Below are 12,257 nucleotides of genomic sequence, written 5' to 3' on the forward strand. Positions count from 1 at the left end.
CCTCAGGAATCGTTCCCCGGCGCGAAGAAGCAGAGCAATTCGCCGGAATCGTCGATGCAGAGATGCCAGCGACCATCCGGCGATTGCTTGGCCTTGTCCTGGGGGATTTCGAGCGTCAGCGGCTTCTTGCGTTCGCTCGACCACATCGGGTGCTTGCCGGGCGCGATCGTGACGACGAAGCCGCCGGTGACTTCTCGGACGGCTTCCGCTTCGATCTGGGCGCAGTCGGAATCGAGGCAGCAATAGAACGGATAGTCCCAGCCGCTCGGCGCCTGATGGGCGCGCGCGACCGTCGCTCCCGCGATCAGGACAGCGGCGATCATCGAGGCAAGAACACGCATCGGCCAGCCCTTGAGACGAAGGCTGCGACCGGAAGGCGGCGAATGCGTGGCGGAGTATCCGCTCCGTCATGCTCGGGCTCGACCCGAGCATCTCTTGCCCAGGGAGGCTCCCGAGCCTCTTCCGTCACGAGATTCTCGAGTCTCCCTGCGGTCGCCCGAGAATGGCGGCTGGGTTCAATAACGCGTCGTCATCCCGGATCTCCGCTTCGCTCCGTCCGGGATGACCCATGTTTTCTGGAAAAGCCGACCCGCCTTCAGCTCGTTGCCTCGCCGTAGCGTTCTTCCATCTCGGCGCGCATCGCATCGGCATCGAGCAGGCGGGAGCCGGCCAACCTGACCGAGCGGACCTTGCCGCCCTCGCGCTCCAGCGCGACGGTCTCGCCCGGACTGTGGAAGCCCGACGCGCGCACGATGCGACCTTGATCGGGCGCTTCGATCGCGATCTCGGCGGCGTCGAGGAACGGCGTCAGCAGGGCCGGGGCGGCGCAGAGCACGCGGTCGGCGACGGGCACGAGATCGGTCGCGCTCCAGAGCGTCCACCAGCGTCCGGTCCAATCCCGCGTCTGGGCAGACGGGCCGCCACGCTCGGCGAAGACCTTCAGGATATGGGCGACGCCGTCGAGCCAGGGATGGGCGAGGCCGTCGATGGCGTTGGTCAGGACGGAGATCGTCAGGCCCTGCTTCGGGATGATCGCGGTGCGGGTGATGAAGCCTTGGAAGCCGCCGGAATGGCCGACCCAGCGCCAGTCGCCCTCGCCACCGGAAATCGTGCCGAGCCCGTAATGGCGGCCGAGGCTGGATTCGTCGTCCGGCCAGAGCCGGCGGACCATCTCGCGGCGGCTCTTCGCGGAGAGGATGCTGCGCTCGGCATGGGGCGAGAGCTGCGCGAAATAGCGCGCGACATCCGCAGCGGTGCCGACGAAGCCGGTGGCGGACGCCATGGCATGGCAGTGATTGTCAGCCGGGATGACCATGCGCTGGCCGAGCAATTGCCTGCCGGTATGGCCTTTCGCCATCGGCCGAGGGCCCCAGAGCCCGATATCGGGCTTGGTCTCGGTGAGACCGACCCTGGCGACGACCTCGTCGGTGATCCATTCATTGTAGCTCTGGCCGGTTACGGCCTCGATGACGAGGCCGAGCAGGGCGAAGCCGTGGTTCGAGTATTTGAAGCGCTGCGAGCTGGGGAGGACCGGCGGCTTGGCGAGATCGGCGAGCAGTTCCGCCTTGCTGCAGAAGGGCTTGCGGTCGAGAAACTGGCCGGCATCGGGGCCGTCGCGCGTCAGGCCGGCGCTGTTGGAGAGGACCTGGCCGACGGTGACCCTGGCGACCTCCGGGTGCAGTCCGTCGATCAGGCTGCCGACCTCGTCGTCGAGCCGCAGGCGGCCCTCGTCGACGAGGCGCAGGATACCGGCCGAGGTGAAGCTCTTGGAATGCGAGGCGATGCGGAAGCCGTGGCGCGGCGTCAATGCTTCGCCGGTCGCGAGGTCGGCGCTGCCGAAGGCCGCTTCCAGCACGATCTCCTCGCCATCGGCGATCGCGACCGCGCAGCCCGGCTGGTCATGGTGGCTGCGCTGGAAATCGAGCCAGGACGCGACATAATCGAGGGCGGGAGCAAGCCACGGCTTCATGGTCTCAAGGTCCGTCAAGGTTCCGGAGGTTCGCGAACATGGCACGATTCCGCATGGCATCCACAACCACCGGATGGATGGGGCCTGCCATGCCGGCAGCGGCTGCTTTCGCTTGCCCTTCGTGGCCCGCCGTGGCATCGCTCCCGGCCAATTCGAAAGGACCCAGGACCGTGGACAAGACAGAACTCGCCAAGCTCGAAACCTATCTGCGCCGCACCTTCAACAACCACGCGATCAGCGTGCGCGCCCGGATGAAGAAGACCGACTCGGCCGAGGTCTACCTGGGCGAGGAGTTCATCGGCATCATCCATGTCGACGACGAGGATGGCGACCGCTCCTTCAACTTCACCATGGCGATCCTCGACGTCGATCTCGAGGACTGAGGCGCCAAAGCCGTCATGCTCGGGCTCGACCCGAGCATCTCGTGAAGGTGAGGCTCCTGCGCTTGCTTATGCCGGAGATTCTCGGGTCAAGCCCGAGAATGACGCTTGATCCTACCGGATCAGCCCGTCGAGCGTCCGCCTGACGCCTCCCAGCATCAGCGCCCAATCGGCGATGATGGTGCGGGGGAAGCGGATGTTCACGTCCATGCCGCGATGCTGGAAGGTGATGCGGCAGGGCTCCTCAAGGCCCGTGCCGGTGTCGATCGGGCAGCGCGCGGCGAAGCCCTTGCCGTCCGGGACGGAGACGTAGAACTCGTCATTCTCGAAGGGCGAGCCCTTGCGGAAGCCGCGTACCACGAGGCCGCCGGGATTCGACCAGACGGTCGGCGTCAGGAAGCGGGCATAGGTCGCGAGCTGCCGGGCCGGCTCGTTGACCCGGTCAGGCGGGCTCAGCGTGATCAAGAGCCGCCGGCGATTGTCCGTTTGGGCCGGGCCGAGGCTCGGCCAATCCAGGCGCAGGCGCACCATGCCGACGAGCCGGCTCGTCTCGCCATCATCCTCGATGCCGGTGAGGTCCTTCGGGATCATCAGCGCGACATCGCCGACGCGCGCCGGTTGAGGCGCCCTCACTGGCTCGTCGCGGCGATGGGTGAGGTAGACGGCGAGCGCCGTCGCCAGTGCGCCAGCCGTCAGGATCAGCAGCATCGCCTTCAGCAGCGCCCAATCTGCCCGGGGCAGCGGGGCGGCCTTCTGCTGCAGGCGCATGCGCACCATCGAGGTCAGATGGGCGGCCTGGTGGCCGGGCCGATGATAGGGCAGCGATGCGGTCATTCCGGTGCCTTGTACTCAAGTGGCAACCACTGAATCACCGCCGGCTTAATGCCGCGTAAACCATAACCGGGCCGGTACGGTTAACCATCGGTAAACTCTGTCCTTCACAGACCGCGGACCATGCGGCAGGTTCGGGCGTCGCTCTGGTCGAGAGTTTGCGTCCGTGACCATACAGCCCGCCGCCGTCGAGGCGCTGCAATCCCTGTTCCTCGGCTTCGCTTTCGCCGGGCTGCTTGCGAGCGCGTTCGAGCTGTTCACGGAGCGGCGTGCCGATTTCAAGCTGCTCCAGGCCGGCGGACTTGCCGCCATCGCCAGTGTCCCGGTGGTGGTGTTCAGCGCGCCCTTCCTGATCCTGCGCAACATGATGCAGGGCCGGCAGGGCGACGGGCGGCCGTTCTCCTTTCTCATGCTCGCCGGTTTGACGGCCGGCATCTGGAGTCTGGTCTCGGGCCGCGTCGTGCTCGACCTGCTGCATCTCCTCGGCGCTTGACGGCAGGCGCTGCCCGCCTGCAATCCTGAGGGCTCGAACCGTCAGGACAAGCCGATGCCCCTCTATGCGCTCGATGGAACAAGGCCCGAAACCGCGAAGGCCGGAGAGTGGTGGCTGGCGCCCGACGCGCATGTCATCGGCCGGGTCAGGCTGGCGGCCGGAGTGGGAATCTGGTTCGGCGCGGTGCTGCGCGGCGACAACGAGTGGATCACCATCGGCGAGGGCAGCAATCTTCAGGAAGGCTGCGTCCTGCACACCGACATGGGCTACCCGCTGACGGTCGGCGCCAATTGCACGATCGGCCATCGCGCCATCCTGCATGGCTGCACGATCGGCGAGAACAGCCTCGTCGGGATGGGCGCCACGGTGCTCAACGGCGCGAAGATCGGCCGCAACAGCCTCGTCGGCGCCAATGCGCTGGTGACGGAAGGCAAGGAATTCCCCGACAACTCACTGATCGTCGGCTCGCCTGCCCGTGCGATCCGGACCCTCGACGACAAGGCGGCAGCGGGGATCACCGCTTCGGCGAAGGCCTATGTCCAGCGCTGGAGGCAGTTCGCGGCCGGGCTCGAACGGCTCGACTGACGCTCTGCAACAATTCCGCAATTCTTCGAAACGCGGAATTGTTGCAAGTCTTTCATCTACAGCATTTTCTTCACGCGAACCGGTGCCCACTTCGCTCGAAAATGCTCCAAAAGAAGCGGGCCGGCTTCCCGCTGGGGAAAGCCGGCCCTTGGCGAAACCCGATCCTTGGGGACGGGTGGGTGGGGACGTGACCGAGCCTCGCCGTCCTTATGCCCGCAGCCGGCTTGTGGCTGCGGCGGTCTTCATCAACGCTGCACCGAAGCGACGGTCGGGGTCTGCGCGCCGCCGAGCGAGGTCCAGCCCGTGCGGTACTGGGACTCGCGCTTGACGTAGACGTAGCCGGTCTGGCTCCAGGGCAGGATCGCGTTGCGCTTGTTGTCGAGGACGAAGTCGCCGCGATCGGTGCGGATCATCAGCACGGCATGGCCGGCATTCTCCTCGTCGATCACGACGGTGACGAGCATGGCGCGGCGCGGCAGGCCGGCTTCGGCCAGGCGCTTGCGCTTCAGCAGCACATAGTCCTCGCAGTCACCCTTGCCGTCCGTCGGGATGTCCCAGCGATCGACGACGCCCCAATGGTCCTGGTCGGTGATCGCCTCGATCTCGCGATTGGTGTTGTTGTTGACGCCGACGATCGTCTTCCAGGTCTTGGCGTTCAGCTCGATCCGTTCTGCCTCGCGGGTATCGACGCGGCATTCGGCCGGCGTGCGCTTGCAGAAATCGACCCAGGCATAGGGTGCGCGGGCGTCGCCGGAGGCCTCGGCCGGGAGGCTCGCGACGGGAATGCCGGCCGAGCCCTGAGCCTGGGCCATGCCTGCGCCGGTCATCATGACCATGGCGGCGAGAGCGGTGCCAATCAGATTGCGATGGAGTGAGAGCATGTCGTCCCCTTTCTGTCCCGGGGAGACGATGCGTGGCGGCGGATGGATTCGAGCTGAAATGGAAACGTACAAATTTATGTATTCGGGCTGCGTCGCGGCCAAGTAAAAATCAGGATCAACCTTGTTCAAAGCCGGAAGTAACGTTTTGCATCGATCGTAAAACCAATTGTTAACTATTAATTGTTGGTTATGCTGAAAGGGGTGATTAACCTACGCAGCCGTTAACGCGGGAGCCGTGTCTGTCAGCCGGCATCGGGAGCCTGTTCTCCGGCCGTTTGACGGGGGCATTGCAGCTCGAACGACCGCTCGTGGGTGGAACGCCCGGCCTCGATCAGGAATTGTTCGTGATCAGTGCGTGTCGGAAAGGCCTGCTGCGATGAGCGAGCTGACGATCTGGAGCTATGACTGGGTCCCGGAAGGGCCGCGCGGCTTCGTGCGCGACCTCAGGCTCCGATGGGCCTGTGAGGAGGCGGGCCTCGCCTATGACGTCCGCACCATTCCCTTCGACGGGCGCGAGACTAATCATCTCGCGCGCCAGCCCTTCGGGCAGATACCGTTCCTGGACGATGGCGCGGTGCAGCTGTTCGAGAGTGGAGCAGGGCTGCTGTATTTGGCACGCAAGAGCGAGGCGCTGATGCCGATCGACCCGGTCGGAGAAGCGGAAACGCTGCAATGGACGCTGGCCGCGCTCAACTCGATCGAGATGGTGTCCGTGCCCTGGTGGTTCCTGACCGTCACCGGCGCGCAGGACAATCAGCTCACGGACTGGATGCGCCTGCGCCTTGGCCAGCTCGAACAGGTCCTGAGCGAACGGGAATGGCTCGCGGCCGGCCGCTTCACCGTCGCGGATCTGCTGATGACGGATGTGCTGCGGGTCGAGAAGGTCCGTGCGTTCGGCGACCGGCCGGCGAGCGAGGCGTATGTCGCCCGCGTCACCGGTCGCCCAGCCTTCAGGAAGGCGCAGGCCGAGCAGATCGCGCTCTTCGAGGCGGCTGACGCCAAGCGGCGCTCCGCGAGCTGACGTTATGAAGGAAGCTGAAAGCCCGCGAGGCGGGCTTCAGAGTTCCAGGTTCTCGTCGAGCAGGTCGGCCGAGAGCGGGAAGCGGAATTCGGCGGCATAGCCACCGTCGAAGCGACGCACGACACGGGCCGGCGTGGTGCCGAGCCGAACCGGGGTGTTGAGCGGCAGGTCGAGATCGCTGGAGAAAGCGGCGCCGGAGAGCGAGATGTCGATGACGCGCACGATATGTTCGGCGCCATCCTCCATCACCAGCGTCGAGCGCGGATTGCGCGGCACGATACGCTCGTGGCGGCGATCCTCAGGCAGGCCGAGCTCCTCGCGATTGGCAAGCCAGGTCAATTGAGCCGTGAATTTCTCACGCTTGCGGCTGGTCGCGGTGATGGTCATCGCGAAGCCTTCGGCCGTGGTGCGGACGCAGTTGCCCTCGATCCGGCCGAGATGCTCGAGATAGACGATGACGCGCTCGCCGGGCCTCGCCTTGGCGGGCGCCGCCAAATGGACGCCGCCGGGCGAGATGTCGATCGTCTGGCATGGGTATTCCATGCGGTTCGGCAGCATGTAGCGGCCCAGCAGCACGACCTTCATACGGAAATGCCGCCTGCGCTCGGCAGGGAAGGCAGCCGCACGGGGCGTTTTGAGCGCGCTCAACATCAATAACCGACCTAGATTCCTTGATAATCCTAGGCGGGTTTCGGTTAACGTATCGTTCCGATCAGGCCCGCCCGCCCGGTAATACCACGAGACGGGGCGGTTCGGCACGGCGCGGTGCGACGGGGGGGCGCGCGGCAGCTGCGGGCCAGAGCATCCTGAGCGAGATCATCCGCATCGATTCGATGGTGTCGAGGCCGAGCCAGTCCGGCGACAGGGCAGGGGACAGCGAACCCAGCACGCGGGCATGGGTGCGGCCGCGATAGCGCAGCGGCAGCAGCAGCAATTCAAGATAGATCGGCGTACCGGTGACCGACTTGCCCGAGAGCCCGGCGACCGCGCCGGCACTCTCGTCCATCACGGTCTGGACGAGGCGGCGCATGTCGCCCTGGGCCTCGACATCAGGCCAGAGCGCGGTGAAGGCGCGCCCGCGCAATTCCCTGCCGATCAGGGCGCAGAGCCGCGTGCCCGCCAGGCGGAAGACCGGGCCGATCGGCTCGTTCTCGAGCACGAAGGTATCGGCAAGGGCATGCCGCAAGGCGCCGGGCTCGATCTCGCCGCGCTCCGGCGCAGCGCGATCGCCGCGCAGCGCGTCCCAATAGTCGAAAACCAGCTTAGTGCTCGCGTTCTTCATCCTGTGCCCATATTCGCCGTCTGTCTCTCCTTGGAGCGGGCCGGCGTCCAATGATGACGCGGAACCGTTCGAAAGGAGGACGAATCAATCTCTCGGAAGAGCGCTGACGCATTCGCCGTGCCGTCTTGCCACCCCGCGCTGAGTCGGGGGAGGCGGCAGGGGCGTTAGGGTTAATCAAGTCTTACGATTGTGGATGATCGTTAAAATGCGCATGAATCAGCCTCGAGATTCGCGGTTGCCGATGGCGCCCGCAAGACGAGGTGGAGGGGGCGTGAGCCGGCCGCCCGGCATGACCGGGCGGCGTCACAGCCGGCGAAAAAGGGGACGGCGCGAGCCGATCCCCTTTTTCGTGTCTCGTGCAGGGCTCGCGGCTTGCGCCCTGCGGGCGCTTCGGCAAGTGTGATCGCCGCATGGCTTCCCATAATCCTTCCCCGCCGGGGCGCGAGCCCGTCTTCAACCTGCCTTCCGCCGTGGTCTGGCTGTTGGCGGTACTGGTCCTGATCCAGGCCGGGCGCTCGCTGCTGTCGGACTATGACGATTACGTGCTGATGTCCTGGCTCGCCTTCGTGCCGGCGCGCCTGACGCTCTGGCTCTCGCCCGGGCGCATCGACGATGTCGTCGGCGCGATGGCGCAGGTCACGGCCGGGCAGGACGTGGTCGAGCGGCTCCAGCTCGTCCGGCTATTGCTGGCCGATGGCGGGGTCAGGCTCTGGACCATCCTGACCTATGGCCTGCTGCATGGCTCCTGGCTGCATCTGGTCTCCAACGCGGTCTGGCTGGCGGCCTTCGGCAGCCCGGTCGCGCGGCGGCTCGGGCCGGGGCGCTTCCTCAACCTCATGGGCCTGGCGACGATCGGCGGCGCGCTGCTGCACTGGTGGTCGCGCGATCTCGACGTGCTGCCGCTGGTCGGCGCCTCCGCCGGCATCTCGGGCGCGACGGCGGCCGCGATCCGCTTCGTCTTCGCGCCCGGCCTGCGCTTCGGTGAACTCGGCAATGACGCGGTCGTTCAGGCGATTCCGGCCGAGCCGCTCGGGCAGCTCTGGCGCAACTCGCGCGCCCTGCTGTTCATCGCGATCTGGTTCGTGACGAACATCCTGTTCGGGGCCGGATTGGTGCCGATCTTCGGCGAGGAGACCAGCATCGCATGGGAGGCCCATATCGGCGGTTTCGTCGTCGGGCTCCTGCTGTTCCCGCTGCTCGACAGGGGGCAGCAGCGGCGCTGACGCGGCCGGCGGCCCTGCCTCGCAAGGCTCTTTAGAACCGTTTCGGAAACCTTGCCTGCGCCAAGGTCTTCGCCCACACTCGCCTCATTGCGAAGCACTTCCCGAGCCGGCCCGGCATGAGGAGTTTTGCCGGCCCTCGCGAAGTTCCAGCGAAACCGCGCGCCGGCAACGGTGCGCCTGCGAGGAGGGACTGGCCATGAATGTCGAGCAGTTGCTGAGCGGCAAGGGGCACGATGTGATCTCGGTGCAGCCGCATCGGACACTGTCCGAGGCGATCCGCACGCTGAGCGAGAAGCGCATCGGCGCCGTCGTCGTCATGGGAGCGGATGGGGCGCTGGTGGGCATCCTGTCAGAGCGCGACATCATCCGGGCGCTTGGCGAACTGGGAGCCGGCGCGCTGGAGAGCGCGGTCTCGCGCTCGATGACGTCGAAAGTCGTGACCTGCCGGCCGCAGACCAGCGTCGACGAACTGATGGAGATCATGACGACCGGCCGCTTCCGCCATGTTCCGGTGGTCGAGAACGGCCGCGTCACCGGTCTCGTCTCGATCGGCGACGTGGTGAAGCATCGCGTGGCTGCGATCGAGGCCGAGAGCCAGGCGATGCGCGATTACATCGCGATGGCCTGACGTAACGTAAGACGGCCGGGGAGCGTCAGCTCTCCGGCACGATATGGTTTGCGGCCACCAAGGCGGCGATATCGTCCAGGGACCGGCGCGCCGCCTGACGCCCGAGTTCGATGGTCTCGCCGGCACGATGGAAATCGAACAGGCCGATGCGGCCGAGCTTCGGGCCGATCATCACGTCGGGCGGATCGCCCGCCAGCCGCGAGCGCGAGATCCGGTCCTGCGTGATGTTGAAGGCGTCGATCATCACGCCGGCCAGCCCTGGGCGGTTCTCGGCCGGCCGCCCGACGATGTTGCGGACGCGCTTGGCCGCGCCGCTGATGCCGTCATACCAGCGCGGCTCCGGTTGGATCTGCAATTCCGGCACGAGCGGATCGGGATCGGAGCTCTGGTCCTGGATCGTCGTGCCGCGGCCAGTGAGGTCGCTGTTGAGGTTCACGCAAATCACGACATCGGCGCCGAGCGCGCGCGCCGCCGTGACGGGAACCGGATTGACCAGCGCGCCGTCCATCAGCCAGCGGCCGCCGAGCTTCACGGGATCGAAGATGCCGGGCAGGGCGTAGGAGGCGGTGAGGGCCTCGACCAGCGGGCCATGGGTCAGCCAGATCTCGTGGCCGAAGCCGAGCTCGGTCGCGACCGCGACGAAGCGGTGGTTCAGGTCCTCGATCCGGATGCCGTCGAGATGCTGTTCGAGCAGGCGCTTCAGGCGTCCGCCGGAAATCAGGCCAGCGCCGCCGATATGAAAATCCATCAGGCCGACGATGCGGCGCTTGGTCATGCTGGTGGCGAATTCGGAGAGTTCGGGCAGCTTGCCGGCGGCGAGGCAGCCACCGACCACCGCGCCGATCGAGGTTCCGGCGATGACATCGGGGGCGAAACCAGCCTCGATCAGCACTTCGAGCGCGCCGATATGGGCCCAGCCGCGTGCCGCGCCGCCGCCGAGCGCGAGGCCGATCTTCGGCCTGATCAGGGCCGGCTGTCCCTCGACCGGGCGCATATCGTTCATTGCGGCACCACCTCCGCCGAGACCAAAGGCTCGCCGCGCGACACCATCCCACCGCATGGGCTCGTCCCTCCGTGGAATGAGAGGGTCTCAGAAGCCGATGAGCGAAAGATGAACGGCTCAGCCTTCGGCGATTATCGCCTGTATTTGACGGATTGGTGAAGGCGTGCCGGCGGCATCAGCGATGTGCGCCTGCTTCAGAGCCCGTCAGTCGCAAACGATCAGCGACTTGCCGGCTTCGTTCCGCAGCGGCTGAGCCCGGTAGAAGCAGGAGCAGCGCCCGGTGTGGCAGCAGCCGCCGTCGCCGGCCACCTTCACCCTGATCCAGAGCGCGTCCTGATCGCAGTCGATCCGCATCTCGACGATGGTCTGGATCTGCCCGGAGGTCGCGCCCTTGTGCCAGAGTTCCTGGCGCGAGCGCGACCAGTACCAGGCCTCGCCGGTCTCGATCGAGCGTTGGAGTGCCTCGGCATTCATGTGCGCGACCATCAGCACCGCGCCGCTGTCCGCTTCCGTCGCGACGACGGTGACAAGGCCATTCGCGTCGAAGCGGGGGCTGAGCACGGTTCCCTCCTCGAGGGCGTGCTTGTCGGGCGCGGTGGGATAGAGGCTCATCTCGGCTCCGGGCAAGGGCAGTCACGCGCCTTGTAGGGGAACGACAAGGCGCGGCCAACCGGAGCGATCAAAGCCCCGGCGACTTCACCATCGTGAAGAAGCGCACCTGCTCGGCCGGATCGTCCCGGAAGATGCCGCGATACTGCGTGGTCATCGTCGAGGAGCCCTGCTTCTGCACGCCGCGCATCGACATGCACATGTGCTCGGCCTCGACGAGGATGGCGATGCCGCGCGGCTCCAGCACCTCCTCGATCACGTCGGCGATCTGGGCCGTCATCGTCTCCTGCGTCTGCAGGCGACGGGCGTAGACGTCGACGATGCGGGCGAGCTTCGACAGGCCGACCACGCCCTTCGCGGGGTAATAGCCGATATGCGCCTTGCCGACGAAGGGCACCATGTGGTGCTCGCAATGCGAATAGAACGGGATGTCGCGGACGAGGACCATGTCGCGATAGCCCTCGACCTCCTCGAAGACGCGGTCGAGGATATGGTGCGGGTCCTCGGCATAGCCCTTGTAGAATTCCTTGTAGGCCTTGGCGACGCGCCGCGGCGTATCCGTCAGGCCCTCGCGCGACGGGTCGTCGCCCGCCCAGAGCAGGAGCGTGCGGACAGCGGCCTCGGCCTCTTCCTGCGTGGGCTTGCGGACCAGAAACTTGTCAGCGGAGGGGCCGATGGCCCCCTCGACGGACAAGGACTTAACCACAGGGATCATGTGGTGCCTCCCGTTGGGACGATGAAGCCTCGCGAGCTGCCCCTCAAAGGCTGCAACTCCCGAGGCCAGAACGACAAGTCTGATACCTCGCGGCGGGAGAGGCATTCAGGCTCTCCCATCATACGACGATCGACCCTATATTGGATCTGCGTGCCCGTCATTCCAGACCGGCGAGAGATCGAACCATGCTGGACGACGTCTACAACAAGCGCATCCTCTCGCTTGCCGCCAACATCCCCCTGCTGCAGCGCCTGCCGTCGCCCGATGCCACGGCGCGCGCGCATTCGAAGCTATGCGGCTCGACCGTGACAGTCGATGTCACCATGGCGGGCGATGTCGTCACCGGCTTCGGCCATGAGGTGAAGGCCTGTGCGCTGGGACAGGCCTCGTCCGCGATCATGGCGAGCCATGTCGTCGGCGCCACGGCCGATGAATTGCGGGAGGTGCGCGAGCAGGCCCGCGCCATCCTGAAGGAGAATGCCGCGCCGCCCGAGGGCAAATGGGCTGATCTCGCGGTGCTCGTGCCGGTGCGCGACTTCAAGGCGCGCCACGCCTCGACGATGCTGACCTTCGATGCGGTGGTCGATGCGATCGACCAGATCGAGGCGAAGCGGCGCGAGGCTGCGGCCTAGCGGGA

16 protein-coding genes are annotated in these 12,257 nt (G+C 66.3%); 7 read left to right on the forward strand and 9 right to left on the reverse strand.

Features of this window, described 5'->3' with window-relative positions:
- Positions 1-2: 2 nt before the first annotated feature.
- Together AC07NY_RS09495 and AC07NY_RS09500 are read right to left on the reverse strand one after the other, a co-directional pair.
- Positions 3-341, reverse strand: coding sequence for a hypothetical protein (locus AC07NY_RS09495; protein ID WP_492287386.1), 339 nt, complete (start codon positions 339-341; stop codon positions 3-5).
- 254 nt (positions 342-595) lie between these two features.
- A complete protein-coding gene (locus tag AC07NY_RS09500; RefSeq protein ID WP_494583474.1) occupies positions 596-1,969 on the reverse strand; it encodes a serine hydrolase domain-containing protein in 1,374 nt (457 codons plus the stop codon).
- Between the two features lie 170 nt (positions 1,970-2,139).
- Here AC07NY_RS09500 and AC07NY_RS09505 point away from each other — a divergent pair, with 170 nt between their 5' ends.
- Positions 2,140-2,352: a DUF3126 family protein gene (locus tag AC07NY_RS09505; protein WP_199092659.1), complete on the forward strand. Its 213-nt coding sequence runs from the start codon at positions 2,140-2,142 to the stop codon at positions 2,350-2,352.
- 111 nt (positions 2,353-2,463) lie between these two features.
- Here the strand turns inward: AC07NY_RS09505 and AC07NY_RS09510 are convergent, their stop codons facing one another.
- Positions 2,464-3,183, reverse strand: coding sequence for a hypothetical protein (locus AC07NY_RS09510; RefSeq protein ID WP_494583477.1), 720 nt, complete (start codon positions 3,181-3,183; stop codon positions 2,464-2,466).
- Between the two features lie 163 nt (positions 3,184-3,346).
- On the opposite strand from AC07NY_RS09510, the gene AC07NY_RS09515 reads away from it, so the two are divergent.
- Both AC07NY_RS09515 and AC07NY_RS09520 read left to right on the forward strand, forming a co-directional pair.
- Positions 3,347-3,673: a DUF6949 family protein gene (locus AC07NY_RS09515; RefSeq protein WP_494583478.1), complete on the forward strand. Its 327-nt coding sequence runs from the start codon at positions 3,347-3,349 to the stop codon at positions 3,671-3,673.
- A gap of 54 nt (positions 3,674-3,727) precedes the next feature.
- Positions 3,728-4,258 carry a gamma carbonic anhydrase family protein gene (locus tag AC07NY_RS09520; protein ID WP_257732162.1) on the forward strand — a complete coding sequence of 177 codons (531 nt, stop codon included), beginning with the start codon at positions 3,728-3,730 and terminating at the stop codon, positions 4,256-4,258.
- A gap of 245 nt (positions 4,259-4,503) precedes the next feature.
- Here the strand turns inward: AC07NY_RS09520 and AC07NY_RS09525 are convergent, their stop codons facing one another.
- A complete protein-coding gene (locus AC07NY_RS09525; RefSeq protein WP_494583480.1) occupies positions 4,504-5,139 on the reverse strand; it encodes a transglutaminase-like cysteine peptidase in 636 nt (211 codons plus the stop codon).
- A gap of 376 nt (positions 5,140-5,515) precedes the next feature.
- On the opposite strand from AC07NY_RS09525, the gene AC07NY_RS09530 reads away from it, so the two are divergent.
- The gene (locus tag AC07NY_RS09530; protein WP_494583482.1) at positions 5,516-6,160 is read left to right on the forward strand and encodes a glutathione S-transferase family protein; all 645 of its coding nucleotides are present in this window, start codon (positions 5,516-5,518) and stop codon (positions 6,158-6,160) included.
- A 36-nt stretch (positions 6,161-6,196) separates the two neighbouring features.
- On the opposite strand, the gene AC07NY_RS09535 is transcribed toward AC07NY_RS09530, so the two are convergent.
- On the reverse strand, positions 6,197-6,811 hold the full coding sequence (locus AC07NY_RS09535; RefSeq protein WP_257732159.1) for a PilZ domain-containing protein: 615 nt from the start codon (positions 6,809-6,811) through the stop codon (positions 6,197-6,199).
- Positions 6,812-6,872: 61 nt separating this feature from the next.
- Positions 6,873-7,442, reverse strand: a complete 570-nt coding sequence (locus AC07NY_RS09540; RefSeq protein WP_494583485.1) for a PAS domain-containing protein — start codon at positions 7,440-7,442, stop codon at positions 6,873-6,875.
- Between the two features lie 410 nt (positions 7,443-7,852).
- On the opposite strand from AC07NY_RS09540, the gene AC07NY_RS09545 reads away from it, so the two are divergent.
- Complete coding sequence (locus tag AC07NY_RS09545; protein ID WP_494583486.1) at positions 7,853-8,665, forward strand: rhomboid family intramembrane serine protease; 813 nt, start codon at positions 7,853-7,855, stop codon at positions 8,663-8,665.
- 196 nt (positions 8,666-8,861) lie between these two features.
- On the forward strand, positions 8,862-9,293 hold the full coding sequence (locus AC07NY_RS09550) for a CBS domain-containing protein (protein WP_257732156.1): 432 nt from the start codon (positions 8,862-8,864) through the stop codon (positions 9,291-9,293).
- 25 nt (positions 9,294-9,318) lie between these two features.
- Here the strand turns inward: AC07NY_RS09550 and AC07NY_RS09555 are convergent, their stop codons facing one another.
- The 3 genes from AC07NY_RS09555 to folE form a co-directional block, all read right to left on the reverse strand.
- Positions 9,319-10,296, reverse strand: a complete 978-nt coding sequence (locus AC07NY_RS09555; RefSeq protein ID WP_492287394.1) for a patatin-like phospholipase family protein — start codon at positions 10,294-10,296, stop codon at positions 9,319-9,321.
- 204 nt (positions 10,297-10,500) lie between these two features.
- On the reverse strand, positions 10,501-10,908 hold the full coding sequence (gene hisI / locus AC07NY_RS09560; protein WP_494583489.1) for a phosphoribosyl-AMP cyclohydrolase: 408 nt from the start codon (positions 10,906-10,908) through the stop codon (positions 10,501-10,503).
- A 67-nt stretch (positions 10,909-10,975) separates the two neighbouring features.
- On the reverse strand, positions 10,976-11,620 hold the full coding sequence (gene folE, locus AC07NY_RS09565; RefSeq protein WP_494583491.1) for a GTP cyclohydrolase I FolE: 645 nt from the start codon (positions 11,618-11,620) through the stop codon (positions 10,976-10,978).
- A 185-nt stretch (positions 11,621-11,805) separates the two neighbouring features.
- On the opposite strand from folE, the gene AC07NY_RS09570 reads away from it, so the two are divergent.
- Positions 11,806-12,252, forward strand: coding sequence for an iron-sulfur cluster assembly scaffold protein (locus tag AC07NY_RS09570; protein WP_494583493.1), 447 nt, complete (start codon positions 11,806-11,808; stop codon positions 12,250-12,252).
- The last annotated feature ends 5 nt before the right edge of the window (positions 12,253-12,257 follow it).

It is taken from the genome of Allobosea sp. GW821-FHT09G06 (genome assembly GCF_059416005.1).

What these genes read in the sequence shown, in the direction of transcription:
- AC07NY_RS09500 (WP_494583474.1), bottom strand. Translation starts at nt 1,969, where the DNA reads ATGAAGCCGTGGCTTGCTCCCGCCCTCGATTATGTCGCGTCCTGGCTC.
- folE (WP_494583491.1), bottom strand. Translation starts at nt 11,620, where the DNA reads ATGATCCCTGTGGTTAAGTCCTTGTCCGTCGAGGGGGCCATCGGCCCC.
- AC07NY_RS09540 (WP_494583485.1), bottom strand. Translation starts at nt 7,442, where the DNA reads ATGAAGAACGCGAGCACTAAGCTGGTTTTCGACTATTGGGACGCGCTG.
- AC07NY_RS09555 (WP_492287394.1), bottom strand. Translation starts at nt 10,296, where the DNA reads ATGAACGATATGCGCCCGGTCGAGGGACAGCCGGCCCTGATCAGGCCG.
- hisI (WP_494583489.1), bottom strand. Translation starts at nt 10,908, where the DNA reads ATGAGCCTCTATCCCACCGCGCCCGACAAGCACGCCCTCGAGGAGGGA.
- AC07NY_RS09525 (WP_494583480.1), bottom strand. Translation starts at nt 5,139, where the DNA reads ATGCTCTCACTCCATCGCAATCTGATTGGCACCGCTCTCGCCGCCATG.
- AC07NY_RS09550 (WP_257732156.1), top strand. Translation starts at nt 8,862, where the DNA reads ATGAATGTCGAGCAGTTGCTGAGCGGCAAGGGGCACGATGTGATCTCG.
- AC07NY_RS09570 (WP_494583493.1), top strand. Translation starts at nt 11,806, where the DNA reads ATGCTGGACGACGTCTACAACAAGCGCATCCTCTCGCTTGCCGCCAAC.
- AC07NY_RS09530 (WP_494583482.1), top strand. Translation starts at nt 5,516, where the DNA reads ATGAGCGAGCTGACGATCTGGAGCTATGACTGGGTCCCGGAAGGGCCG.
- AC07NY_RS09535 (WP_257732159.1), bottom strand. Translation starts at nt 6,811, where the DNA reads ATGTTGAGCGCGCTCAAAACGCCCCGTGCGGCTGCCTTCCCTGCCGAG.
- AC07NY_RS09510 (WP_494583477.1), bottom strand. Translation starts at nt 3,183, where the DNA reads ATGACCGCATCGCTGCCCTATCATCGGCCCGGCCACCAGGCCGCCCAT.
- AC07NY_RS09495 (WP_492287386.1), bottom strand. Translation starts at nt 341, where the DNA reads ATGCGTGTTCTTGCCTCGATGATCGCCGCTGTCCTGATCGCGGGAGCG.
- AC07NY_RS09520 (WP_257732162.1), top strand. Translation starts at nt 3,728, where the DNA reads ATGCCCCTCTATGCGCTCGATGGAACAAGGCCCGAAACCGCGAAGGCC.
- AC07NY_RS09545 (WP_494583486.1), top strand. Translation starts at nt 7,853, where the DNA reads ATGGCTTCCCATAATCCTTCCCCGCCGGGGCGCGAGCCCGTCTTCAAC.